Source organism: Ensifer sp. WSM1721 (genome assembly GCF_000513895.2).
Taxonomy (GTDB): Bacteria; Pseudomonadota; Alphaproteobacteria; order Rhizobiales; family Rhizobiaceae; genus Sinorhizobium.
On record NZ_CP165782.1, the window covers coordinates 798,125 to 822,107 of the forward strand.

At 60.1% G+C, this 23,983-nt stretch carries 27 protein-coding genes and 1 tRNA gene; 9 read left to right on the top strand and 19 right to left on the bottom strand.

What is annotated here, in order from left to right:
- Positions 1 to 67: 67 nt before the first annotated feature.
- Positions 68 to 769, top strand: a complete 702-nt coding sequence (locus tag M728_RS03835) for a glutathione S-transferase N-terminal domain-containing protein (RefSeq protein ID WP_026619107.1) — start codon at positions 68 to 70, stop codon at positions 767 to 769.
- A gap of 122 nt (positions 770 to 891) precedes the next feature.
- Here the strand turns inward: M728_RS03835 and M728_RS03840 are convergent, their stop codons facing one another.
- Complete coding sequence (locus tag M728_RS03840; RefSeq protein WP_026619108.1) at positions 892 to 1,233, bottom strand: DUF2147 domain-containing protein; 342 nt, start codon at positions 1,231 to 1,233, stop codon at positions 892 to 894.
- 579 nt (positions 1,234 to 1,812) lie between these two features.
- Between M728_RS03840 and M728_RS03845 the strand changes: the two genes are divergently transcribed.
- Positions 1,813 to 2,079: a sel1 repeat family protein gene (locus M728_RS03845; protein ID WP_026619109.1), complete on the top strand. Its 267-nt coding sequence runs from the start codon at positions 1,813 to 1,815 to the stop codon at positions 2,077 to 2,079.
- Between the two features lie 76 nt (positions 2,080 to 2,155).
- Here the strand turns inward: M728_RS03845 and M728_RS03850 are convergent, their stop codons facing one another.
- Together M728_RS03850 and M728_RS03855 are read right to left on the bottom strand one after the other, a co-directional pair.
- Positions 2,156 to 3,280, bottom strand: coding sequence for a pyridoxal phosphate-dependent aminotransferase (locus tag M728_RS03850; RefSeq protein ID WP_026619110.1), 1,125 nt, complete (start codon positions 3,278 to 3,280; stop codon positions 2,156 to 2,158).
- A gap of 146 nt (positions 3,281 to 3,426) precedes the next feature.
- Complete coding sequence (locus M728_RS03855; protein WP_026619111.1) at positions 3,427 to 3,780, bottom strand: PilZ domain-containing protein; 354 nt, start codon at positions 3,778 to 3,780, stop codon at positions 3,427 to 3,429.
- A 264-nt stretch (positions 3,781 to 4,044) separates the two neighbouring features.
- Between M728_RS03855 and M728_RS03860 the strand changes: the two genes are divergently transcribed.
- Both M728_RS03860 and M728_RS03865 read left to right on the top strand, forming a co-directional pair.
- Positions 4,045 to 4,326 (top strand): hypothetical protein, encoded by a 282-nt coding sequence (locus M728_RS03860; protein WP_026619112.1) that lies wholly within the window; start codon positions 4,045 to 4,047, stop codon positions 4,324 to 4,326.
- 408 nt (positions 4,327 to 4,734) lie between these two features.
- Positions 4,735 to 4,824: transfer RNA gene (locus tag M728_RS03865), tRNA-Ser, on the top strand.
- 362 nt (positions 4,825 to 5,186) lie between these two features.
- Here the strand turns inward: M728_RS03865 and M728_RS03870 are convergent.
- The 13 genes from M728_RS03870 to M728_RS03930 form a co-directional block, all read right to left on the bottom strand.
- Positions 5,187 to 5,531 carry a head-tail adaptor protein gene (locus tag M728_RS03870; RefSeq protein WP_026619114.1) on the bottom strand — a complete coding sequence of 115 codons (345 nt, stop codon included), beginning with the start codon at positions 5,529 to 5,531 and terminating at the stop codon, positions 5,187 to 5,189.
- Complete coding sequence (locus M728_RS03875) at positions 5,528 to 6,736, bottom strand: phage portal protein (protein WP_084044298.1); 1,209 nt, start codon at positions 6,734 to 6,736, stop codon at positions 5,528 to 5,530. Before M728_RS03875 ends, M728_RS03870 begins: the two co-directional genes overlap by 4 nt.
- The gene (locus M728_RS03880; RefSeq protein ID WP_034883090.1) at positions 6,720 to 7,256 is read right to left on the bottom strand and encodes an HK97 family phage prohead protease; all 537 of its coding nucleotides are present in this window, start codon (positions 7,254 to 7,256) and stop codon (positions 6,720 to 6,722) included. The genes M728_RS03875 and M728_RS03880 overlap by 17 nt, the downstream gene beginning before the upstream one ends.
- The gene (locus M728_RS03885) at positions 7,253 to 7,462 is read right to left on the bottom strand and encodes a head-tail connector protein (RefSeq protein WP_370906460.1); all 210 of its coding nucleotides are present in this window, start codon (positions 7,460 to 7,462) and stop codon (positions 7,253 to 7,255) included. The genes M728_RS03880 and M728_RS03885 overlap by 4 nt, the downstream gene beginning before the upstream one ends.
- A 69-nt stretch (positions 7,463 to 7,531) precedes the next feature.
- Complete coding sequence (locus M728_RS03890; RefSeq protein WP_026619118.1) at positions 7,532 to 8,695, bottom strand: phage major capsid protein; 1,164 nt, start codon at positions 8,693 to 8,695, stop codon at positions 7,532 to 7,534.
- Between the two features lie 71 nt (positions 8,696 to 8,766).
- The gene (locus M728_RS03895) at positions 8,767 to 9,198 is read right to left on the bottom strand and encodes a MerR family transcriptional regulator (protein ID WP_198023367.1); all 432 of its coding nucleotides are present in this window, start codon (positions 9,196 to 9,198) and stop codon (positions 8,767 to 8,769) included.
- 745 nt (positions 9,199 to 9,943) lie between these two features.
- Positions 9,944 to 10,321, bottom strand: a complete 378-nt coding sequence (locus tag M728_RS03900) for a hypothetical protein (protein WP_026619120.1) — start codon at positions 10,319 to 10,321, stop codon at positions 9,944 to 9,946.
- 12 nt (positions 10,322 to 10,333) lie between these two features.
- Positions 10,334 to 11,959, bottom strand: a complete 1,626-nt coding sequence (locus M728_RS03905) for a terminase large subunit (protein WP_026619121.1) — start codon at positions 11,957 to 11,959, stop codon at positions 10,334 to 10,336.
- A complete protein-coding gene (locus M728_RS03910) occupies positions 11,950 to 12,345 on the bottom strand; it encodes an HNH endonuclease signature motif containing protein (RefSeq protein WP_051440820.1) in 396 nt (131 codons plus the stop codon). Before M728_RS03910 ends, M728_RS03905 begins: the two co-directional genes overlap by 10 nt.
- Positions 12,345 to 14,096: an AAA family ATPase gene (locus M728_RS03915; protein ID WP_026619122.1), complete on the bottom strand. Its 1,752-nt coding sequence runs from the start codon at positions 14,094 to 14,096 to the stop codon at positions 12,345 to 12,347. Before M728_RS03915 ends, M728_RS03910 begins: the two co-directional genes overlap by 1 nt.
- Entirely contained in the window at positions 14,077 to 14,328 is a 252-nt protein-coding gene (locus tag M728_RS03920) for a hypothetical protein (RefSeq protein WP_026619123.1), read from the bottom strand. The genes M728_RS03915 and M728_RS03920 overlap by 20 nt, the downstream gene beginning before the upstream one ends.
- A gap of 17 nt (positions 14,329 to 14,345) precedes the next feature.
- Positions 14,346 to 14,606 carry an AlpA family transcriptional regulator gene (locus tag M728_RS03925; RefSeq protein ID WP_051440821.1) on the bottom strand — a complete coding sequence of 87 codons (261 nt, stop codon included), beginning with the start codon at positions 14,604 to 14,606 and terminating at the stop codon, positions 14,346 to 14,348.
- A 91-nt stretch (positions 14,607 to 14,697) separates the two neighbouring features.
- The gene (locus tag M728_RS03930; protein ID WP_026619125.1) at positions 14,698 to 15,849 is read right to left on the bottom strand and encodes a site-specific integrase; all 1,152 of its coding nucleotides are present in this window, start codon (positions 15,847 to 15,849) and stop codon (positions 14,698 to 14,700) included.
- Positions 15,850 to 16,318: 469 nt separating this feature from the next.
- Here M728_RS03930 and M728_RS03935 point away from each other — a divergent pair, with 469 nt between their 5' ends.
- From M728_RS03935 to M728_RS03945, 3 genes are all read left to right on the top strand, one after another.
- Positions 16,319 to 16,594: a hypothetical protein gene (locus M728_RS03935; RefSeq protein WP_156943340.1), complete on the top strand. Its 276-nt coding sequence runs from the start codon at positions 16,319 to 16,321 to the stop codon at positions 16,592 to 16,594.
- An 80-nt stretch (positions 16,595 to 16,674) separates the two neighbouring features.
- On the top strand, positions 16,675 to 17,721 hold the full coding sequence (locus M728_RS03940; protein ID WP_026619126.1) for a porin: 1,047 nt from the start codon (positions 16,675 to 16,677) through the stop codon (positions 17,719 to 17,721).
- A 167-nt stretch (positions 17,722 to 17,888) separates the two neighbouring features.
- Positions 17,889 to 18,401, top strand: coding sequence for a BA14K family protein (locus M728_RS03945; protein WP_034883139.1), 513 nt, complete (start codon positions 17,889 to 17,891; stop codon positions 18,399 to 18,401).
- A 113-nt stretch (positions 18,402 to 18,514) separates the two neighbouring features.
- Here M728_RS03945 and M728_RS03950 read toward each other — a convergent pair whose 3' ends face one another.
- Both M728_RS03950 and M728_RS03955 read right to left on the bottom strand, forming a co-directional pair.
- The gene (locus M728_RS03950) at positions 18,515 to 19,381 is read right to left on the bottom strand and encodes an alpha/beta fold hydrolase (RefSeq protein ID WP_026619128.1); all 867 of its coding nucleotides are present in this window, start codon (positions 19,379 to 19,381) and stop codon (positions 18,515 to 18,517) included.
- 69 nt (positions 19,382 to 19,450) lie between these two features.
- Positions 19,451 to 21,517 carry a lytic transglycosylase domain-containing protein gene (locus tag M728_RS03955; protein ID WP_026619129.1) on the bottom strand — a complete coding sequence of 689 codons (2,067 nt, stop codon included), beginning with the start codon at positions 21,515 to 21,517 and terminating at the stop codon, positions 19,451 to 19,453.
- A gap of 307 nt (positions 21,518 to 21,824) precedes the next feature.
- Here M728_RS03955 and dapA point away from each other — a divergent pair, with 307 nt between their 5' ends.
- A complete protein-coding gene (gene dapA / locus M728_RS03960; protein ID WP_026619130.1) occupies positions 21,825 to 22,709 on the top strand; it encodes a 4-hydroxy-tetrahydrodipicolinate synthase in 885 nt (294 codons plus the stop codon).
- Entirely contained in the window at positions 22,709 to 23,188 is a 480-nt protein-coding gene (smpB, locus tag M728_RS03965; RefSeq protein WP_026619131.1) for an SsrA-binding protein SmpB, read from the top strand. Before dapA ends, smpB begins: the two co-directional genes overlap by 1 nt.
- A 107-nt stretch (positions 23,189 to 23,295) precedes the next feature.
- On the opposite strand, the gene M728_RS03970 is transcribed toward smpB, so the two are convergent.
- Positions 23,296 to 23,874: an NYN domain-containing protein gene (locus M728_RS03970; RefSeq protein WP_026612706.1), complete on the bottom strand. Its 579-nt coding sequence runs from the start codon at positions 23,872 to 23,874 to the stop codon at positions 23,296 to 23,298.
- Between the last annotated feature and the right edge of the window lie 109 nt (positions 23,875 to 23,983).

Below are 23,983 nucleotides of genomic sequence, written 5' to 3' on the forward strand. Positions count from 1 at the left end.
CTTGGCCTTGCCGTGGGCGGTAGGCGTTCCTACGTCAATGCTCCCGTAACTTCAGGAGAGAACGCCTATGACCGCTCCCATCGAACTTTACTACTGGCCGACGCCGAACGGCTGGAAGATCACCATCATGCTGGAGGAGCTCGGCGTTCCCTACGTCGTGAAATACATCAACATCGGGCGCGGAGATCAGTTCGCACCGGACTTCCTGAAGATCTCACCCAACAACCGCATGCCGGCGATCATCGACCCTGAAGGTCCCGGCGGCGAACCTATTTCCGTGTTCGAATCAGGAGCGATCCTGCAATATCTCGGCCGCAAATACGGAAAGTTCTATCCCTCCGAGGAGCGCGCCCGCGTCGACGTCGAGCAATGGCTCTTCTGGCAGGTGGGCGGTCTTGGCCCCATGGCCGGGCAGGCCCACCATTTCCGCCAATACGCCCCGGAGAGGATTGCCTACGGCGTCGAACGCTACACCAATGAGGTGAACCGCCTTTACGGCGTGATGAACAGGCAGCTCGTCGACCGGCCGTTCGTCGCCGGTGATTACTCCATCGCCGATATGGCCGCGATCGGCTGGGTGATTCCGCACGAGAATCAGGGCCAGGACCTGAACGAATTCCCGAACCTGAAGCGCTGGTTCGAGACGATCCTCGCGCGACCGGCGGTCAAGAAGGCGATCGAGGTGGGCAAGGAAGAAAGGGCTCGCCAGAAGAGCCTCGCCGAAGACGAGGAAGCCAAGAAGATCCTCTTCGGCCAGAGGGCGCGCTAGCGCGGGATGAGGAAAGGGGTGCGCGGTTTTCCCGTCCGCGTCGCCCTCATTGATGGAAATGTCCTGATCGAAGGACGAAAGATGGGCGGCCTCGGCGGGCCGCCCCTCGCCATCCGGGGCGCTTACAGCCGCGTCCAGGTCTGCGACTTGCAAAGCACCTTCAGCACACAGCCTTTCATCCTCAGTGAATTGCCGCTGACGGAGCCGGAGCCGCTATAGGTCTTGTCGCTTTCGGGATCGGTTATCTCGCCGCTGTAGCTGCCGCCCATTCCGGAAAGGGAACCGATGCGCTTGCCCGCATGTTTGCCCGTCTTCAGGGTGATGCAGAACGCCCCGCCGCAGGGGGCGATCTCGGCCGTTGCGCCGCTTGCTGTCTTCCAGTCGCCGACAATCGGCTCGGCCGCGTGGACAGCACCCGTTACGGCGAAGGCGAGCGCCGCGGTGAAGAACAATGTACGAATCATTCGATTTCCTCCGAAAGAAGCGGCCGTCTTGCGTCCAGGCCCATGCTTGCGTTTCCTCATTTCTGGCGATCTCCCCGCACCAGAGCGCCGCACATTATCTTACGCGTACGTAAAGGTAAATATCCGTGCGGGCGCCCCGTTTGTCGGAGGGGAACAGCCATTGGGGATCCGCGAAATCGCATCCTCCTCGAAAGCGCTGCTGTTTATGTGGTTAGCGTTTGGTTGAAATCCGCGGCTGAATTTTTCGTAAATTTTGAGGCGAATGCCCGCTGTCACAGGCGGTCCGATGCTTAAGGAAAACCCAAGTTTACCAAGCGTTTGAACTTTGTTTGCGCCAAATTAAGCATGGATTTTAAGCGGGCATTGAAGCCCGTCGGGCATATTCGAACCATAAGACGAGCGGAGAAAACAACCCGCCGAAAACGCTGGAAGCGATGCCGCACAAGACGGTGTGCTTCCGGAAAGCCCGCCAAGAGGCATGACTGAACAGGGACAAGAAACTGCCGAACTGAAGCTAGGCGCGTCCGAGCCGGACCTGCCGCTTCGGTTGGACGACAAAAGAATACAGGGACAACTCAAATGGCAGGTTTTGACATTAATATTGTTTCGCATGATGCGATGGCGGGCGAGAATCGCGCCGAAGTTCTTTGCGAAATGGGTCTCGCCTATGCGACGGGTCGCGGCCGGCCCATAGATCTCGTGGCCGCACACAAATGGCTGAACATCGCCGCCATCAAGGGCTCGGACCGCGCGGCCGGCCTTCGCGCCGACCTTGCTGCGAGTATGAGCAAGACCGATCTTGCCGCCGCGCTGCGAGCTGCACGCGAATGGATGACGATGCACTGAGGTTCGCTCGCGAGTTGAACGGGCGGCCACCATGCCGTAACCGCGACAATCGAACGAGACAACAAGGCCGGTTGCCTCAATAGGCTGCCGCCAAACTCTTGAGCACATCAGGTAGCGCGTGAGCAAACAGGTCCATCTCGGTATCGGGGCCGGTGCTCACCCGGATGCAGCGGTTGAGAGGCGCGACGCCGGGCATGCGGATGAAGATCCCGTGGTCGCTCATCAGCCGGTCGACGATTGCACGCGCATAGGCCGCATCCCGCCCGCAATCGACAGCCACGAAATTCGTCGCCGAGGCAAGCGGCTCAAGCCCGTTATCGCGGGCGATGGAGGCGATTCTTTCCCGTGCCTGGGAGATCTTGAGCATCACCTCATTGAGATAGTCCTGATCGGCGAGCGCGGCGATCGCGGCCGCGACACTGATACGGTTCATTCCGAAATGATTGCGGATCTTGTCGAACGCCTGGGCTGTTCCGGCTGTGGTCAATGCGTAACCGACGCGCGCGCCCGCGAGGCCATAGGCTTTCGAAAAGGTGCGCGTGCGTATGACGTTGGGCTTGTCGATAAGGCTCGCGATCGACGGCAGCGCCTCCGGCTGTGCCGTTTCACAATAGGCCTCGTCGAGAACGAGGAGCGTCGTTTCGGGCAGGGCGTTCGCAAAGTCGATCACATGGTCGGCCGGCCACCAGCTTCCCATCGGATTGTCGGGATTGGCGAAATAGACGAGCGGGGCGTTCTCGCGCTTCGCGGCGGCGAGTAGCCCCTCGAGATCTTCGCGGTCTTCGACATAGGGTGTCGTCACCAGCCGTCCGCCGTGGCCCGCGACATGATAGTTGAAGGTCGGATAGGCCCCGAGCGAAGTCACCACCGGCGTGCCCGGCTCGACGACAAGACGCACGATCTGCCCGAGCAGACTGTCGATTCCTTCACCGACCGCAATATTGGCGGCATCGGTGCCGAGCTGTGCGGCAAGCGCCTGCTTCAGATCGTGATTCTCGGGGTCGGCATATTTCCAGGTTTCCCCGGCCGCCTGCTCGATGGCGAGCAATACCGACCTGGCCGGCCCGAATCCGCTCTCATTGGCGCCGATGCGCGCGGCGATCTTGCGGCCGCGCTGGCGCTCGATGGCCTCGGGCCCGACGAAGGGAATGGTGGCCGGCAGGGATTGGATGAGCGGCGTGAAGCGTGAGAATGCGGACATCTTGGAAAAACTGAACTCCGTTCCGAAAAGGCGCCGCGGAACTTATCGCATAAGGACGCGAATCGGAAACGGCTCGCGCAAAGAAAGATGGACGGCTGAGTGCCTCAGGGGACTGCCGCATCTGCCACAGGCGCGCTCGAGGGCTTTCAAGCGCCGCTGGAAAACTGCATACGGATCAGCCGGCGAAGGAAATCCTGCGCCAACAGCATGTTGAAGCGTACCCCGAGTTCGGTGCCGTTGCGGTGCACCGCGGCGCAGCCGATCTCCTCCTTGAACCCGTCGATCTCCAGAAAGAAGTGCTTCGGCAGCATGATCGCGGCGTTGAAGTCGAGCATCGCGCCGCCGATCGAGATGTGGCGCAGCAGGCAATGATATTTGGTTTTCGCCTTCAACTGCTGACCGATGACGAGGATGCGGCAAGGGCGCTCGATGAAATAATGCGGGTACTTACCGGCCGGTTGGCCGGAACTTGCTTGCGCGCGATGCATGATCATCGACATGGCCGGTTCCCCGGAAAACGATCCTTCCATCCAGCCGGCAGATCGCTTCATGAGAGAATCAAGCGCGGCAAAGACATGCCAACACGCTCTGTCGCGGCGCTTGCTTCAGCCTTGCGAGCGCTTTGCCGCCAGCTCCGGAACGATGGGTGCCGGACCTCTCGATTCGTTTTTACGATCGCTCCGGCCGCTTCCGCATATGGTCACGCCGGCAGGAACAAAAGCGCTGCAGCGTAGTTTCAGGGCCTCAATCGAAGGGAGAGAACAATGAGGTTCAAACACGCAAGTACTCTTGCTCTGGCGCTCGCGCTCGGCATCTCGCCACTCGTCCTCAGCGAGGTTGCAAACGCCCAGCAAGGCACGTCGGGCGGCACCCAATCCCAACAGGGAACATCGGGCAACCAGACCGAGAACAATCGAACAGATGAGACAAGCCAAAGCGGCTCGCGGGAAGATCGCTGCGCACAGGCGGATGCACCTGCCGATTGCCCTGACGACAGCGTCATGAGGCCGCCGAAGACGGAGGGAGGAAGCGGCGATAACAAATAAGCGCGAGGGCACGCGAAGTGCTTGCAATTCCTGCCATCCGGCGGCGGTGAAGGAGCCAGATCCATGGCTGGGGGCGGCTATGGGCCGGCCACATCAACTTCTGACAGTTTGAAGAATCGCAAGACACATCATCATCACGCCGTGGCAATCGTTGGTGGATAGGCGCTCCTCGCGGGGGAACCGATTGGCTTCTGGGAATCGTGCAGGGATTTGCCTCGGGCCCTATCACGCGATAGGAGCACCCGAGCCGAAAACAAAGCCCTGTGCGCTTTCGGAAACGCGCTGCAAATGGCTGAAATATCCGCGTCTGGCCCCATCGCGGCGGCTTTGTTGAAAAAATCGCCGTTTGTCGATTTTTCGCAAAAAACCCTTGCAATCACTGGCCTCTGGCAATAGCTAGGCCGTAACGGAGAGGTGGCCGAGTGGTCGAAGGCGCTCCCCTGCTAAGGGAGTATACCGGAAACGGTATCGAGGGTTCGAATCCCTTCTTCTCCGCCATAGACCTTGATTTTATTGCATTTTTTGACGTTTTTCGCCGTTTGCCATAACTCAGGCCGCCGCTTGCCTCCGAAGCCATGCAGCCTCATTGCGTCGCGCTCGCGGCCCGGAAGGCGTGGCTGCCACTACCTGCCGTACAACGCGGCTCCCGAATCGGAAATCGATCACGAGATGTTTGTTTGCGCGGACCAGTTCCCAACTGTCCGCACCGGCTTCTTCGGCAATGGATTTGATTTCGCGCGCAACTGCGGGCTTCATAGCGGGCCTCCCTTTTTTGTTTTTGTTATTGGGGCGGCGTCCTATTGCACGAAAATTATCGATCAGTCAAGCCAAGGTTGCAGGCCGCACTAGGCGGCCCGCAGTTATGTCGCAACGCCAGCCTCGACCAGCACGTTGACGAACGCTCGCCGCTCGTCGGGCTCGACCGATCGAATGTTGTAGACCACGCCGGAACGGGCATTCACGGCCCGCCAGGTGGTGTCGACGGTGGCGAAGTCCGGTTGCCATCGCATGATGAGCGCGAGCGTCTGCTTGCCTGCCAGACGGCCCGCCATGACGGTTTCCGTACCTCTCAGGATTTGCACGCGGGCCGCAGCGGCGAAGACAGTCTGGAATGGGCCGATATACCCACCATTACCGTACCCGTCATCTTGCCACTCTCGTTGCTGCATCTCGATTACTTCCCGAAGGTCGCCGCCGCCCGTCATGCTGCATCCTCGATCTTGCTGCGATTGTCGTTCGCGCCGCCTAGCTGGCCGTAGTTCAACGGCTGGACGTACGTGTCACCTTCCGGCCCGATGCTGCCGAGATTCTCGAATGCACGGATGGTGTTTACATTAAGCCATCCGCCCTCGCGGCCTACCCTGTAGGCGTTGTATCGCGTCACGAGGTCGCCTCGAAGCAATCCTGACATGTCATGCTCAATCATGAATGTCTTGCGTGCCTCCGGCGACAGCAGCGCCGAGTTAAGCGATTGCTCGATGCGACGGGCCATCGGTGCCAGGCAGCGAATAACCAACGCGCGACTCTCCGCCTCAGCGTTGCTGTACGTGCTGTTGTCGGTAATCCCGACGATTGAGGGCGGCACGCCGAAGACGCGGGCAATGTCGAGATTGCTCAGCTTGCGGCTTTCCAAGAATTCCGAGTCCTTCGCGGAAAATTGGAACGTCTCAAACTTCGCGCCGCCGTCAAGGATCATCACTTCATTCGCCTTCAGCGAGCCGATAAACCGCTCCTTGAACTTGGCGATGACGTTTTCCTTACCAGTAGCGGCAAGCTTGTCAGGGAACACGAGCGCGCCAGCGGGCCGGAAGGCGTTCTCCGCCGCGGCGCCGGCTTGATCCTGTTGAGCAACCGCAAGGCCGAACGTTGACGCTGCGATTTGAATTGGGCTCATGCCAAGGATGCCGTCAGCGGTCCTGTAGCGCAGGTGGAGCACTTCATCCTGAAGCAGCGTTTCCGTACTGCCATCAGGCAAGGCATGCTTATAGCGCAGGCGTCCAGACTTCAGGACTTCGACCGTAACCGAGCCAGCCACGAGCGGGTGAAGCGCCGTGACCTGGCCGCGGCCGTTCCGTTCGATCTTGGCGTAGCCGTTGCCATGGATCAGCAAGCTTGCGGCCAACCATTCGCGACCTTCGAAAGCCGTAAGCCGATCGTTGAAGTTGTCGTGCAGAACGGCGTACAGCGGATGGTCCTTGGCAGCTTGCCGGTCGTCGTTCGCGGCTTCGCGATAGACCTTCAGCGGCATGGCGGCTAGGTTCTCGGCAATGGTCTGCACGGCTCGGTGCGCAACAGCTAGGCCGCTTGCCTTCTCTACGTCCGCTCGAGCCGTCCACCGTGCACCAAGGAACTCTCCCAGGTACGGGTCGGACGTGGCAATGCGCTTCTCTGTCTTAGGAAAGGGCCACATGGGCAGCCTCCAATTCTAGAACAGCGAGCCGTCGGTCGGCGTCTGTGCGCTGCTGGCGAGCTCGTGCCTGAATGGACGTGCCGCCATAAGCCGGGAAGGACTGCACGACGCTGATTTCGTGAAGAACAACGTTCCGCAGCGTGCGCTTGTCGCCTCGCCACTCGTCTCCACCTTCCGGCACGGTGAAGCCAAAGGACATTCCGCCAAGGTCGGAACGTGTCGCCATCGCGAGGATATCGTTACCAAGGGTGGTCGGCGGAACGTCGATTTCGAACGCGAGACCGCGGGCGTCTTCCGAAAGGCGGAGCGTGCCGCTTTTCGTCCTTGCCAGTACCTTGCCGTTGTCGTGGTCGACCAATGCAAGAATGTCGCCGTTGGAGCGCAGGCTGGCCGCGAACGCGCCGGGGGCGATCGTCTCGTTAAAGTCGAGGATCCGCGTTTCATTGTGGAAGGTCGCAGCATACCCCGACAGCTTGCGGCCTTCGGCGCGAACTTCCGTCGCGATGCGAGTTTCGATCATAGAGATTGCGTCCTGTAAGGCTGGAGGAGGGCGTCGACGCCAAATGCAATGGCGCGCGGCGGCTCGGTCGCGGCGGCTTCGCGAGCGCCGTACCAGTGGCTGACGAGGAGAAGGACGGCGTGCTTAATGGGCGCGGGAACCGGGGCGGCAAGCGCCACCCCGATCTCCGACACATACCCTTCGGCCGCCTCAATGAGCGAAGTCACATAAGCGTCGTCAGCCGTGAAACTGATTCGCAAATGCGCCTTCGCCTCAGCGAGACTAACCTCAGACAATTAGATAGCCTTCCAGGCGAAGGCTTCGTTGTGGCGGATCGCGATGTCCGCGTCGAGGAACGCGTGAAGCTTCACGCCGCCCTTGCTGGCAACGTCCGAGTGGTACGGGTTGAGCAGGACATCGACGCCGGACCAGTAGCCAATGATCAGGTCCGACCAGTGACCGTAGATAAGCGGGTGCTCGCCAGCGATGGCTGCAACCTGATTGGTTACCGTGACCGGCTTGCCGTGGAAGACTTCAGAGGCCGGAATGTTGCGGCCTTCCAGGTCCTTCAGCTTGCGAACAACGCCCATGAGCGTGGCGTTCGTAAGGAAGGCGCCGGTGCCCATGACGTCATCGACTTCCAGATCGGCAATCAGATCAGCGGCAATGTCGGAGACGGCCGTCGAGACGGTTGCGCTTTCCGTAATGGCCGTGAGGATGCCAGTCGGCTGGTTAGATGTGCCGGTGCCTGCGATAGCGGCCTTGTCGAGGGCCTGTGCAAGCACGAAGCCGAGGTCGGCGCGAAGCACGCTTTCAAGCGCAACAGCGTTCTGCAGCATAAGGCGGCGGGAAAGCTGCATTTCGCCGGAAACCGTCTTCGGACCCATCGAAATCTTGCCGAAGGTCGAAGCCGATTCCGTGGTGTTGCCGTCTTCAGCAACCCAGTAAGCGGTCGGTCCACCCGTCAGCTTCGGCAGGTCGAGGAAGCCAGTCAGGCCAGAGAGCACGGTTGCGCCCATGCCCTGCACGGCGAGCGTCGGGCGAAGCCGATCAATCAAGCCGCCAAGCTGGGTTGCGACCGCGTAGCCGCCTGCCGTATTGGTGCCTACCGTCTGATCGCGGGTTTCAAGCAGAACCGAAGTCGGGATCATGACGCCGCGGGATTCGCGACCCTTGCTCAGTTCGTCGTGCTGTTCCCGTTCAAGGCCGGTCAGCGAACCGTTGAGAGCTTCCGTGAAGGCCTTGGCGATCGAGTAGCTGCGAAGCTCTTTGTTGAGCGAAGCATCCGGTGCGGCGTCGGCCTGGCGCTCGAATTCGGCCAGCGTAACGGCGCGCTTGATGTCTTTGTCGAGCGCGCGGACTTCAGCTTCGAGCTTGTCGAACTGTTCCGGGTTGCCGGTTGCGGCGCGCATTTCGGTAATCTTTGCGGCGCGGGTTTCCTGAAGGTGTGCAAGATTCATTTTATGCCTTTCATGCATGAAAAAGGCCGCTCTCGGCGGCCGGTGGTAGTGCGGGCCATGGTCCCGCTTGCTTATGCGGCGCGCTGCCGAAGCTCTGCGCAGGCCGCGTTTATCCCGGCGACCAACTGGCCGATGGGAATTAGAATGAGTGACTTATCGACTTGAAGCCGCGGTACGTCTCGGTCGGAGATGAACCGGCCTGCCTTGGGACTGATACGGCCCGCCTCGATGACGAAGATTGCGTCTGCGGCTGGTGGCTCCTGTAGATGCTCAAAGGCGCAGGCTATAGCCGTCAGCAACGGCATGCCGCCGCGCTCCAATTCGTGGGCCAGCCGCAGCACGGCAATGTCACGCGGCGAGAACCATCGCCTATGTCCGCGCTTTTCCGAGAACAATTCGGCAGGTTGACGGATGCACCACATATCCAGTGTGGAACGGCGTGTGCCGGCAAGGGTTGCGGCCTCGCCAACGGAATAGGCGCGCTCGCGCCAAGGGTCGGCCATGGCCGGTCTCCTTTCGTCAGTTGTTAGATTTTCGAATGGGTAAAAAAGGGGGAGGCGGCCAGGATCACCCTGCCGCCTCCCGATTTGCTCGTCGGGAACCACCCCGACTAAGACTCTCATCGCCAGGTCCCACCCAGGCAATTGCCGTGCGCTAATCGCCATGTCCTTTGACGGATGGGCGGCAACGATTCGCGCTTTAGGATTGGCCAGGCCCCGAATGGAGTGCCGCCCGAACCGGAACTGTCTTCCCACTTCTTACAAACTTGGAGCGGTTTGAGTATATACTCACCCCTCGGGGACTTGAGTGCGCGTGGGAGACGGTCGCAATCGACTGTATCTCTCACTTATACCCATCCGCAGCGCAATCAGGTTATAACCTGCCCGTCACTGTACTCTCTCCGAGACTGCGAAAAGTGCCACGTAGACCTCTACACAATAGTACGCACCCACGCGGCACGAAAAGGCACACTCCCCACTTATAGCAAACTTCGGGCCGATCGAAGCATGCTTCCCACTTCCTACAAACTTGGAGCGGTTTGAGTGTACACTCGCGCATGCACCCCTTCGCTGTACTCTCTCCGAGAACGCGGAAAGGGACGCTTCACTGATACACACCATGGGGAAGGGCAAAAGTGACACCCCTCTACTTATAAGGGGAGCGAACCTGCGTTTAGGTCACCTTTCCGCCGAAAATAGTTGGCCTGCCGCCAGCAAGTAGCGGCAGGGTGTTGCGGTTGCGCAACTATTAAGCGTTTTGGATCGTGTATTCCCTACCATCCAGACCGAGGCCCTTGGACGTCAGGACGACGTTGAATCGCTTGAACAAGCTGAAAAACTCGGCGAGCGGCAGATCAATATCCAATTCCTTGAATGCGAGGTTTTCGGTCGATTGGATTTGATCGTTGACGCTATCGAACCCGTCTCCATCGGCGTAAACAGCGCGAACGCCGATTTTGCCAGGATCGGACGACAGGTAGTAGGCGCGCAGCGCTACTACGAACCCGTTATCCGGAATTCCCTTTCCGCGAAAGAATGTCTGGATTGACGTGTTGTCGGCTTCGTCCGCCGCGGCGGTGCCTTTCAAGTCGTTGTATTGAACGCCTGCTGTAAAAACTTCTGCCATTCCCATCTCCTATTAAGCCGCCAGCAGACACGCCGGCAGCGATTCCGGCTCGTGCCTCGATGCTACGTTGAGGCTCATCGACAATGCAACCAGTCCGTCTATGCGTCCGGCCGCTTTCGCCTTATCCAACTTCCGGCCGCCGGCAGGGTCTTTCGTGACGACAGCGTTGGCAGCGCACATCTTCAAGATTGGATTTCCTGCGTGCCGCAGTTTTGTTTCCGCCACCATCCGCTCAAGCACGTCGACCGCAGGCGACATGTCCTTAAAGCCCTGGCCGTGCGGTACGAGGTTCATTTCCGCGCCGATCGCCGATAGCTCGCGCCGCAGATCCTCGATTCTCCATCGGTCGTAGGCCACGGCTTGGATGTCGAACCGTGCCGCGTCTTCGGCCATAGCCTCGGCAATTGCGGCGGGGTCGATCGTCTTGCCGGGAACTAGCGTCAGAAAACCTTGTTTCGCCCAGATGTCATAGGGCACGCGGTCGGCCTCCGATTTGTCGCCAATGCCAGTTTCCGGCAAATAGAACCGCGGCAGAACGTCTACCGTGCCGTCGTCGTTCGGAAACACGAGCACCCAGGCGCTAAGGTCGCGTGCGGCGGATAGATCGAGCGCCCCAAAGGCAACACGGCCACGCAACGCGTCCACATCAACCGCGCCGTCACAAGCATCCCATTCCGCCTTCGCGATGAAGCGCACATGCGCGTCAACGCGCTGATTAAGGATCAGGTTGCGGAAAGCGTTTTCCTTCGACGGTACGCGCTGTGCCTGCGCTGCCTGCCGCTCCACGTCATCCAGCGAACGGAAGTCGCCAAGGGCCGGATTAGCAAGCTCCCATGTCTCTGGCGCCCATGGGTCGGCATTGTCGGGCGCGCCGTAGAAGGTCAGATGGAAACTCTTGTCCTCTACCTCGCCGGCAGTCACCTTCTGGCCATAGTCGACAAGCTCGCTCATGATCGCGAAGTCACTGGCCGCTTGCGTGCTGATAACGCACATAAGCGGGTTTTCGCGGGCGCCCATGGCGGTGTCGAGCGCTTCGTAAAGGTCACGCTTGGTTGCCTGGCCGAGCTCGTCGTACACGATGAAGGAAGGCGACAGGCCGTGTTTTGTGGCAGCGTCGGCAGACAGCGCGGCAAACACGCTACCCTTGCCGTTGCCTTCTAGCACCTCGATCTCTTTCCGAAACCGAATGATATTGACGCGTGCCTCTATCTCCTTGTGCTCGGAGATGATGGCGACCATCTCATTGAAGGTTTTGCCGGCTTGGAATCTGTCGTTGGCACATGCAAACACTTCGCCGCGCGGCTCGGCTTCCGGGCCAACTAGATGGCATAGTGCCAAGCCGGCGACAATTTGCGTCTTGCCGTTCTTGCGGGCCATGGACAGGACAGCGGTTCGAACGGGACGATTGCCGGTTTCGTCCTCGCGATAGACCGCATCGAGGAATTTCCGCTGCCAAGGACGCACCTTTAGCTTCGTGCCGGCAAGCTTGCCCTGCGTGACGTTCAGGTCCTCAAGGAATGCAATGACACGATCGACGCGTGAGAGCCCTTCCGCCTCCCATGGCAGGACGGTGCGTAGGTTATCGTTGGCCGCTTCCCGCGCCTTTTTCGGCTTTGCGCCTGGCCCTCTCAAACCCATAGGTCACCATCCTCACATGAAACTAAGTATCTTCGTGTCTCCCGCGCCGGTCGGTTGGCCTCGATCGCTCGTCCTGCGAAGGCCCCCGGTTCCCATCCGTCGTCGCCCATGAGCGGATCGCCGTTGATGTCGCAGCCTTTGTACTTGCTGCGCTTGCCGCTGCGCTCCGCATTGGTCTTATGGTTGTGACATGCCTGGCACATGGACATCAGGCCGGACAGCGGCGGGAATTTCTCCCCGCCTGCCGATACTGGAATGATGTGGTCGACCACCTTGGCCGGCTCGACGACTTCCCGCCTAATGCACACTTCGCATAACGGCTGCACCGATAGCTTCGCGGCGCGAAGATGCTTCCACGCCGCGCTGTTGTGATACCAGTTGGTCATTATGCTGCTTCCCGTTCCGAACCGGACAGGACAGTTTCCCCCCTATCTATCTGTCCTGTCCGTCCGGCATCTCCTAACCGGACAGGACGGACAGATGCTTGGTTGGGGGAATGTCCGTCCGGCTGTCCGGCCTTTTCGTCGCGGACATTGGCAAACCACAAAAGTCCGCCGTCCTGTCCGTCGCCGCGAACCACCCATTGCTTTGAGATCCAATGCTCAAGCGCTCGATTGAAGGCCTTAAGCTTCGTGTCGGTAGAGCCTTCCTTGCGCTCATAGAAGGTGGAGCGGATGGCCTCGACGGCTACGACCTTCACTTGCGGGCCTTCCGAGCCAAACGGCTTTCGGGTCTCGGTGGATTCGAGGATAGCGGTCTGAATGATGCCTTGCAGTATCTTGGCATTGCCGGACGGGCCGCGTTCTTTCGGGCCATCTGCAACCGTTTCATCTGCCACCAACTCGTCAACCACGGCAGCCGATACGCCACCAACTTCGGCGGACGTGTAACGCACCTTGCCAATGTTGCGGTGTCCCGGCCCGCTGCGGTTCTTGCCGACATAGATGGTGAACCAGTCGCCTTCGCCTTCAAGCAACACAAGCTCAAGGGCTGCGACAGCTTCCAGCGTTTCGCCCTTCGTCGCCTTGTTGTTTTCGCGGTTGGTGTGGTTGAGGATGGCAATTACCGCGCCTTCGCTCTCTGCTACCTCACGCAATGCGTTCAAGGCCGGCGAGGTGGTCTTGTCCTCAAGAACGGAAACGCCGCCTAGCGCGGCTCGCAGGGTGTCGACAACGATCATGACTTGCCGCGTTGGGTCGATCGCCTTCGCTTGCCGAATGACTTCCCGCGTCACGGCTGCGGCTTTCGGCGGCTTGGTGAGCGGCAAGCCTTCTGGCAGCTTGGCAATTTTGATTCTATCGTTGCCCATTGCTTCGAGGCGGTTCGCCACGTCGCCGCCGTCCTCGGCCGCAATCACGACGATGGTGGTGGGTTTTGTCTCGCGGCCAAGGAACGGCTCGCCAGCATCGAGGGCGCCAGCCATGGCAAGGGTGAGGGCAGTTTTGCCAGCGCCTGGCCGTCCGCCAATGGCAATCAGCGTGCCGGTACGCACCAAGCCCTTAATGAGGGCGTCGGCGGTCGAGGATTCCTGTGCCTTGAACTCGGAAAAGGATAGCAGCCGAATGCCAGCCGTTTCGGGGGCTGCCTTCGGTACGTTGTCATTGGCGGCGGGTGGCGGATTCATCTTCTCGGCGAGCTTCGCTAGGCTCTCCGCCAGTGGTCCCGGCTTGTATTCCTTTGGGGGAGGTGTAGCGCCGATGTCGCGGCCAATAATCCGCATAGCAATGTCGCCGTCAGCGTCAGGGCCGGCAATCTGTTGCATGCTCGGGTCGCCAGTGGCGGGGTCGAGCCAGATCAACATGCACGTTTGATTGTCGCAGCCGTCGATTTCGTCGACTAGCACGGCCCAGCGGCGAACCTCTGCCATGTCAGCCGGCCCGCTATCGCTCGATGGCTTCTCGAGATTAAGAGGAGATGCGCGGTCCCAATCGCCTGAACCGTCTTCAGCGGCAGGTGCGACAACGATGTTGGAAACGGCATGCCCCCAATCGAAAATGCGGTCGTAAATACCATAATAGACTGATGCGATGCCATCGAAGTCGCCGGATGCGAAGCAGTCGGAAAGTGTGGGCTGGGCTGCATGGCGCGGCATGGCGCGCAATTCGTCAATGTTGGTGTCAAATTTCGCGAGTGTCATAGGCTGCTTTGCTCCCAAGGGCAGCTATTGCCGCCTGTGTCATCTGTTCGGCAAGCTCAGGATGGAAGCTAGCCGAATGCTTTCCGAAGGCTTTGGGCGCGAATGAGCGCAGCCGGCCGTCGGGGGACTTTCTTAGAAGGACATTGAAAAGCCGAAGGTGTGGAGTGATCTCCACATCGTACAAAGCAACGTCCTTCGGTCCGGCTACAGGCCGGATCGACAAAATCTCCATATTTTCTCCTGTGGGGGTTAGGCCGCGCGAGCGGCTATGCGCGCATCGATCCACGCCTCAACTTCGGCGCGGACATACGCAATGCGCTTTTCTCCAAGCGGTACGGGGCTTGGAAACTTCCTGTCCTTGGCCATCAAGGACAACATGGTGCGAGAGAACGTGGTCGCCTCGGCTGCTTCAGCCGGGGTCATGAGGCGGGGTTTGTTGTCGTTAGCGTGTTGCAAAATTTTCTCCTCTGAGGGGTTGACGATGTAAACAGTCCCGTGTAGTCTGAGCATGGGTGAAACTCCCACGCTTTGTTATGTCTACAATCTCTGAGCGTAGGACTGCTTTACAAATTAGTCAATGCCGCGAATAGAGAAATTGCGCCTATTTCGCGCTTTGGCAGTATTCGCCCCAATCAGCCATCAGCCTGCGGCGCTTCTCAAGCGCATCAGATCGGCGGTAAGCCGCCTCTGTCTTGTCGGTCAGGACGTGTGCCAAGGCTGCCTCAGCCACTTCCCGCGGATGCTCGGTATGGTCGCCGCACCAATCGCGGAAAGATGAGCGCAGGCCGTGCAGTGTCGCGTCTTTGTCAGGGGAGGCGGCCCGTAGGCTTTTCGTCATCGCCGTGTCGGATATCGGCCGATTCTCGATGCCGCCCTCAAAAACAACATCTCCAGTTGCGCGCTGCTGCTGCGCCTTGAGGATAGCAACGGCCCGATCACACAACGGCACGCGGTGTTCGCGGCCCGCCTTCATTCTCTCTGCTGGTATGACCCAAAGCGCAGCGTCCAAATCGAACTCAGACCATACGGCGCCGCGCACCTCGCCGGATCGGGAAGCGCATAGACAAGAGAACTCCACGGCACGCGCCGACACTGCAGACGACTCGCGCAATGCCTTCATGGTCGCAGGTATGTCCTTATAGCTTACGGCTGCATGATGGCCTCTGGTGAGCTTCTGACGGGCCGGCAGAAGGTCTTTCAGGCCGCCTTGCCAATCGGCCGGGTTGTCTCCGGTAAACAAGCCGCGCGCCTTTGCATGGTTTAGGACCGCCGCGATTCGCATCCTTGTGCGGTCGGCAGTCTCTGGAATCTTCGTCCAGATAGGCTTTAAGGTCTCAACAACATCGTCGCGCGTAATGTCCGCGATCGGCTTTTTGTGCAGCGGAGCGGCATAGACGTCCAACGTCATGCGCCACTGCGCCTTGTGCTTCTCGTTTCGGAAGGATGTCTCCTTCACGGTGATAACGTCTTCCATCACGTCCGCGAATGTCTTGCGGCTGTGCAAGTCGTCGCCCCGTGCTAGCCGCTCCCGAATCGCCTGAGCCTTCTCCCTGGCGAGTGCTAGGCTAACTGGCGCCGTCCCTTGGCCGTATCCTCCTAGACCGAGCTCTGTGCGCTTGCCGTCCCTCTTATAGATAAAGAACCACTGCGCCGAGCCGCCCTTGCGAATGCGCAGAAACAGGCCGTCACCATCGCTGTGAATGCCTACTTTGAGGGTTCGAATCCGTGTTTCAGACAGTTTGTTCCGAGCCATACCAATTCCCGTTGCCATAACTTTGGTAACGAAAATACGGAAAATACGGCAATTAGCAAGGACAAAGCACCTGTATTTTCAATACTTTACGCGACATGGCGGTCTTCTTCTCCGCCATTTCCCGCATGTTCAGCCCGAACATAAAGCTGGCGGCCAATCCCAGAGTGGTAGCACCGTGGCCTTATGCGGAGCCCCCTTTCTCCAGTAGCGAAGCACACCGGCTGCGAGTTCGCAGCACATCTTCGCGAAAGCAATTGATCGCTCGCCTGCGCTTGAGCAATCTCACCGTCCCACGATCGACCCGACCTTGGCCGAATTCTGCGACCGAGGTGATCGTCGCCTCCGCAGATTCGCGAATCTCCGCCCGCTGATTCTGTTGGGAATCGGCGAAAGCTCCCCTGATCGCATTGTCCGACTCGGCCTTCGGGCGGCCTTAGGGGCTGCGGAAAGACCGGGCGCGGAGAACCCGATGCCGGCTTTTGCCCCCGTTTTTGGCCATTTTCTGCCTCTTTTCGATACAGAAGCAATGACGCAGCTTCACGCTAACCCCGCGTGGCTAAAGGATTTTCTTAATGGTTTGTTAATTCTCTCGGGCCGTCTGGGGCGATTTTGTGTCGTTTCAGCAACAGGGATCAGGGAAGGGCAGCGCAAAGGAGTTGATCAGGCAAGTTGGTCGTTGCGCGCCCCATCCGGTTTTGTATTTTCAACTCCGGAAGCGAGGGCGGTTGATCGTCCGACTTCTTGAACGTTGGGGATGGGGCAGGGAACGCTGTCCTTCAGCAAAGAAACCCAGACCCGTTTGAAACTTTTGACTGGAGGTCAGAAATGAACATCAAGAGCCTTCTTCTCGGCTCCGCTGCTGCTCTCGCAGCAGTCTCCGGCGCGCAGGCTGCCGACGCTATCGTCGCTGCCGAGCCGGAGCCCATGGAATACGTTCGCGTTTGCGACGCTTTCGGCACGGGTTACTTCTACATTCCGGGCACGGAAACCTGCCTCAAGATCAGCGGCTTCGTCCGCTTCCAGACGACCTTCGGTGAAGATCAGTCTGGTACGTCCGACTGGGATGCCTTTGCTCGTGGCTTCCTCGCATTCGACGCCAAGAGCGACACCGAATTCGGCACGCTGACCGGCTTCTTCGCTATCGAAGCTGACCAGGACAACCAGAACTCCAACAACTTCAAGGTTGACGAAGCTTATATCCAGCTCGGCGGCTTCAAGGTTGGTTCCTTCTGGAGCTGGTGGGATAAGGGCCTGAACGGCGAAACCGACATCAACGGTAACGACACCACCAAGTTCAACTCGATTGCCTACATCTACGATGGCGGCACTTTCCAGGCTGGTGTAGCCGTTGAAGAACTCGAAGGCGTAACCTCGAAGCCGAACGGTGTTGGCGTTTCCGCCATCGTTTCCGCTACGCTCGGCGGCGTATCCTTCGACCTGCTCGGCAGCTATGACTCGGAAGTCGAAGAAGGCGCGATCCGCGGTCTCGTTTCGGCAGACCTCGGCCCGGGCGTTCTCCAGGCTCTCGCCATCTGGTCGTCTGACCCGAACGCTTACTGGGCGGTTTCGGAATGGAGCGTTGCTGCTTCGTACCGCTTCAATGCAACCGACAAGTTCGCAATCACCCCCGGCGCTCAGTACTTCGGCGACATCCGCAATGGTGTTGAGTTCAATGATGCCTACGTCGGTGGCGGTGGTTCCTTCGGCAACGGCGACGCTTGGAAGGTCGGTATCACGGCCGACTACAAGATCACCGAAGGCCTGGCAGCTCGCGCAACGGTTAACTACACCGAAGTCGACTACGACACGCCGATCGTTGGCGCTCAGGACGATTTCGTCTCTGGCTTCATCCGTCTGCAGCGTGACTTCTAATCTGACCTGACCTCGGTCAGTGAAGGAAAGCCCGGCTCTTGAGCCGGGCTTTTTGCTTTTCAACATATGATCGCCTTTTATCACGAACGCGTGATCGACCAAGGTTGCTATGGCACAAATGGCCGCGCGCACCATTTCTTCATCAGAAAGGAAAAATGGTGAGGTCGATGAAGAGGTTAGCAATTGTTGCCCTGTCGCTCGCGACAGCTCTGACCGGTGTTCCGCCAGCCGAGGCATTTCCGGTGATTCCAACACCAAATGCGCAAGTTTCTGAGGTTCAACAGGTCCAGTATAAGGGCCACAATCCACGCAGTTGGAGCGGCGACAGCGCCATGGAGCAGTGGCTCTGGTTCAAGCGTAGAGGCGCGTACCGTAACCATGACCGCTGGGACGGCCCCCGCTACGGCTCGTACAGACGCTACCGGGACCGGGGTTATTACCGCCGCCATTACCGTGATTGGGACGATGACGACGACGATTTTGGCGCGGCTCTCGGAGGCTTCGCAGCCGGCGCGATTATCGGCGGTCTTCTGAGTCAGCCGCCCAGGGCCTACTACCGCGGCGGCGGCAATTCGCATGCGAATTGGTGTTATGCGCGCTACAGGTCGTACCGGGCTTACGACAATACGTACCAGCCCTATTACGGCCGGCGTCGTCAGTGCATTTCGCCGTACATGTAAGCGTGGAGGAAAATTGCCGCGCCTAATGGCCTAGTCAACGGCGTCGAGTTTTTGCGCTCGGAATTCGTAGCTTTCTCTGGGGACTCTTTCGTGGCGCCTTGCAGCAGGGTCAATCAGCCTCGAACGAATGCCGCTATGTGCGCTTCGAGCCCGCCGAGATGCAGATGCGGCGCGTGGCCTTGGCCGCGCGCGGTCACGGCCACCAGATCGGGATGCCGCCGCGCCATTTCCTGAACGGTCGCTTCGCTCAGCAGTTTGGAACGTTCGCCGCGAACGACCATCATCGGCAGGTCGTGAAAAGCATCGAATTGTGGCCACAGCTCCGGGAGTGCGGTGTCGGCGGTCACGCCTTTCAGTTGCGCAGCGATCGCCGGATCGACGTCGGCGATTGGGAGCCCGTCTTCATCCCGGTAGATCGCTTCGGCCATGTCACGCCAGTCCTGCTCGCGAAGAAGGGGGAAGTCTTCACCGTGCAAGCGCCAGAGAAAGATCGGCGCCTCCGCCCAACTTTCCGGTCCTCTTGCCGCGTTCAGGTAGTCGCGGATCTTCATTAGCCCCTCGACCTCGACCACAGGCCCGATGTCGTTGAGGACCACGCGTGCGATAAGGGCAGGGGCTGATACGATGAGGTGATGGAGAATGAGGCCGCCGCGGGACGTGCCGATGAATATTGCTTTGTCGATCCCGAAATAGGCGCAGGCAGTGATGACGTCGGCGGATTCGGCAGCGATCGTGTACCGGCTCTTGTCGTTGTCGCGCTCCGACTGCCCGCGACCGCGATAGTCGAGCGTGACGACGGGATGTCCGCCGCCGGCGGGGGAGGCGAGGAAGGTGGCCAAGGCATGGAAATCGCGGCTGTTGCGAGTGAGTCCCGGGAGGCAGACGATGGGAATGCCCGCCCGCCGCTCAGCCCCGAAGCCATAAGCCCGGCCGTAGAGCCTCAGCCCGTCCGTCGCGTGAAAATAATGCGGTTGAAACATCTGCCACCCTAATCGCCGCGTGTCGCATTGCCACCGATCGCCTAGTCGCCGCTGTGTCGCTGGCGACGGTCACGAAGGATCGCGCCCCATTCTCAAGTCCGACACGATGTCAGCCTTTTGCCCGAGCCGGGATTTATAGACCTGATAATTTTCCATCACACGCTGGACGTAGTTGCGTGTCTCCTCGAAGGGAATGCGCTCGATCCAGTCGACCGCCTCATCGATCGGCTTGCCACGCGGGTCGCCATAGCGGGCGAGCCATTGAGGCACGCGACGCGGACCGGCATTGTAGGCGATGAAGGTGAGGATGTACGAGCCGCCGAAGCTGTCGATCTGCTCGCCGAGATAGTGAGCTCCGAGCGTCGCATTGTAGCCGGCGTCCGTCGTCAGGCGGTCCTTGGAATAGGCGAGGCCGTAGCGGCTGGCGACACCTTTGGCAGTGCCGGGCAGAAGCTGCAGCAGGCCATGGGCGTTCGCCGCGGAAATCGCTGCCGGATTGAAGGCGCTTTCCTGGCGGGCGATCGCATAGGCGAGGGCCTTGCCGGCCCCGCTGATATCCGCGCTCGACGGAATGACGCCGATCGGGAAGGCTAGGGCGGCCACGTCTACGCCGCGGGCGAAGGCGATTTTCCCGACCTGCAGGGAAAGTTGGTGATTGCCCGCTTTCTCCGCCTGCCCCGCCAGGATTGCAAGTTCGCCGGGACTGTTGAGCTCCTCCGAGAGCGCCCGATAGAGACTGTCGGCCCGCCAGCCGTGGCCGCTCGCTTCGAGTCGGCCGATCGCCTTGACGGCTTCGCGGCTTTCGAAGCGGGCGCGATCTTCCTCGGTAGGCGAGGGGTAGGTCACATCGATCGTCGAGCGACCGATTCGTGCGGCGGCAAGCTGACCGTAGAAAGTGCCGGGATATTGCGCCGCATTGCCGAAATACTCGCCCGCGTTGCCGGGGCCACCGGCCTCGGCGGCGCGCCCAAGCCAATACCAGGCGCGGGAGGCGGAGACCGGCCGTCCAGATGCCTCCAGGATCCTGCGGAAATGGCGTGCGGCCGTCGCCGGCTCTTCGAGCCCTCGCAGCGCATACCAGCCCGCGTGGAATTCCGCATCGACGATGTCCGTCGGCCGGTTTGCCGCATGATTGGCAGCGATGTCGTAGGCGCCACGGAAGTCGCCCTTGTCGAGGAGGCCGCGGCTGACCACGCGCTGCTCCTTCCACCATTCTCCCGGGTCGACCAGGGCGCCGCTGTCCTCAGGCATCCGGGCGAGAAGCTTTGCAGCCTCCTCGTATTTCTCTCGTTTCCGCAGAAGCTCGATGCGAATGAAGAGATAGGCGGGTTTGTCGCGCCAGGAGGGGTCGACCGCCGCAACAAGCGCCGCCGCATCGCTGCTGCCGCGGATGACTGCGGTCCAGGCCCGGAAGAGCGATTGCGCCTTGCCGAGATCACTGAACCGCTCCGCCTGTTCGGTGCGGCCACGATAAAGCAGCATTTCCATCCGCCGCCTATGGTCGTCGGTCGTCAGCAGGCCCGGAAACTCCGAGAGGATCTTCGTTTCGATCTCCTCGTCGAGCGCCTCGTCCAGCCAGATAGCGCGCAGATGCTTGGCGGCCGTCGCGGCTTGCCCCTCGGCCGTCAAGGCACGCGCAAGGACGATCGCCCCTTCCGCCGTTTCCGGGCGGGTCGCACCGAAGGCGGCGATCACGTCGGCGGCCGGCGGATTTTCGCGATAGAGCGCTCGTTCCGAATGGGGGCGCAGCGACTTCAGGCCCGGCCAGCCGATAAGTTCCCGTTGCGCATCGGCGATTTCGTAGGAGGGGACGCCTCGCTGTCCGGAAACGGCGATCGCCCAGGTGAGAATATGCCGGTCCAGCGTTCCGGCCGGCATGCGGTCGCGAACAGCGATCGCCGTTGCCGGCTGCCGGTCCGACAAGGCATCGAGGCCGGTTTTCAGATCTCCATCGACTTCCGCGGTAGCGTCCGGTATCGCGGCAGTGACATCACCCGTCGTGATCCGTCCCCATTTGCCCGCGGAACCTGGCTTCTGCGCCGGTATTGGTATCCGGCTCTCGACGGCGCCGGCCGATGAGGCCAGTATCGCTGCACCGAGCATGGCGGCGACAGGCAGAAAGAGCATTCCGCGCATCAAGAGCCCCGTGGTTCCCCGTGTCTCAAACTTCATTTTGCCGTCGGATCGGCTACGCAAAGGTTAGCGGCATTTGTCGGTCGTCGTAAATGGCAGGCGAGCGGGCAGTTCATGGCTCTTGCTTCCCTGCGTGCCAGAGCCGGTCGCAGTTCCCTCAAGCTCTCCATTGGTCGGAAACGGACACGAAATGCGTTGTTGCGGCGCTTGCCGCAATCACGTCACATGATTATGGTGCGGCAGTTTTTTAACCGTCGATTGCGGCCAAAGCATGGGCCTGTTCCGTGTCCCCGGCCGTCAGGAGTTGTGCATGTTCAAGGGTTCCATTCCCGCACTCGTAACACCGTTCACGGCCACCGGCTCGGTCGATGCGGATAGTTTCGTCGCGCATGTGGAGTGGCAGATAAAAGCGGGCAGCCACGGTCTTGTGCCGGTGGGCACCACGGGCGAATCCCCGACCCTTTCCCACGACGAGCACAAGCAGGTCGTAGAACTGTGCGTCGAGGCAGCCGCCCGTCGCGTCCCGGTCATCGCTGGCGCGGGCTCCAACAATACGATCGAGGCGATCGAACTGGCACAGCATGCGGAAAAAGCTGGAGCGGACGCCATTCTCGTCGTCACGCCCTACTACAACAAGCCAACGCAAAAGGGGCTCTTTGCCCATTATGCGGCGATTGCCGAAAACGTGAAGCTGCCGATCGTTATCTATAACATTCCTGGCCGATCGGTCATCGACATGAGCGTCGAGACCATGGCGGCGCTGGCCAAGGCCTATCCCACGATCATCGGCGTCAAGGATGCGACCGGCAAGATCGAGCGGGTTTCTGAGCAGCGCATGGCCTGCGGCAAGGATTTCGTGCAGCTTTCGGGCGAGGACGCGACCGCGCTCGGCTTCAACGCACATGGCGGCGTTGGCTGCATTTCCGTTACCGCCAATGTCGCGCCGCGCCTCTGCGCCGAATTCCAGGAGGCGACCCTTGCCGGCGATTTCGCCAGAGCGCTAGACTACCAGGACAAGCTGATGCCGCTTCACAAGGCGATCTTCCTGGAGCCTGGCCTTTGCGGCGCGAAATATGCGCTCAACCGCCTTGGGAGAATGAGCCGCGCGGTCCGCTCGCCGCTGCTGCCGACGCTCGAGCCGGCGACGGAGGCGGCGATCGACTCCGCGCTTCGGCACGCGGGATTGATGAACTGATGGCACCGAAAGGCAGCGAAAGGACGGTCAAGAAGGTCGTGGCGGAAAACCGCAAGGCCCGCTTCAACTATGAGATCGTGGATACCTACGAGGCCGGTCTCGTGTTGACCGGCACCGAGGTCAAGTCGTTGCGTGAGGGGAAGGCCAACATCTCGGAGTCCTATGCGACCGACGAGGGCGGCGAAATCTGGCTGATCAATTCCTATCTGCCGGAATATCTACAGGCGAACCGCTTCAACCATGAGACGCGCCGGCGCCGCAAGTTGCTTCTGTCGAAGCGGGAGGTGAACCGCCTCCAAGGCGCCGTCAATCGCGAAGGCATGTCGCTGATCCCGCTCAGGATCTACTTCAACGAGCGCGGGCGCGCGAAGCTGGAACTGGCGCTCGGCAAAGGCAAGAAGCTGCACGACAAGCGCGAGACCTCCAAGGAGCGCGACTGGAACCGACAGAAGAACCGCCTGCTCAAGGAGCGCGGCTGAGTCTTTTTCATTGGGGTTTGCGAGGGAAAGCCCCCTCATCCGGCCTTCCCGGCCACCTCACCCCGCCTGCGGATAGAGGGTTAGGTCAGATAGACGGATCGCTTGCGTTAAAGCTCGACGTCGTCGGCAACCGGCTCTACAGGACGCTGCACCCGTTCGGAAGGCTCGCGGCCTATTTCGCCCCTGAGAGTTGCCAGATCGATGAAGTGGTCCGCCTGGCGGCGCAGGTCGTCGGCGATCATCGGGGGCTGCGTCGACATCGTCGAGACCACGGAGACTTTGCGTCCTTTGCGCTGCAAAGCCTCGACCAGCGTCGTGAAGTCTCCGTCGCCCGAGAAGATCACCAGATGGTCGACGGTCTCCGACTGCTCCATGGCGTCGATTGCGAGCTCGATATCCATGTTGCCCTTGATCTTGCGGCGCCCGAGCGAGTCGGTGAATTCCTTGGCGGGCTTGGTGACGACCTTGTAGCCGTTATAATCCAGCCAGTCGATCAATGGACGAATGGAGGAATATTCCTGGTCCTCGATGAGCGCAGTGTAATAGTAGGCCCTCAGCAGGTATCCGCGCTTCTGGAATGCTTTGAGCAGCTTGCGATAATCGATGTCGAAACCGAGACTCTTCGATGCAGCGTAGAGGTTGGCGCCATCGATGAATAGAGCGATTTTCTCGCGAGGATCGAACATCGTTATTTCCTTTTCCATGCCCTGCACACTGACCGGACCGACCTCGCGGAGGCTGCGCAGACAATAGGCGTATTACATTATTAATTGCTGATTTTGCAAATAATGTAGG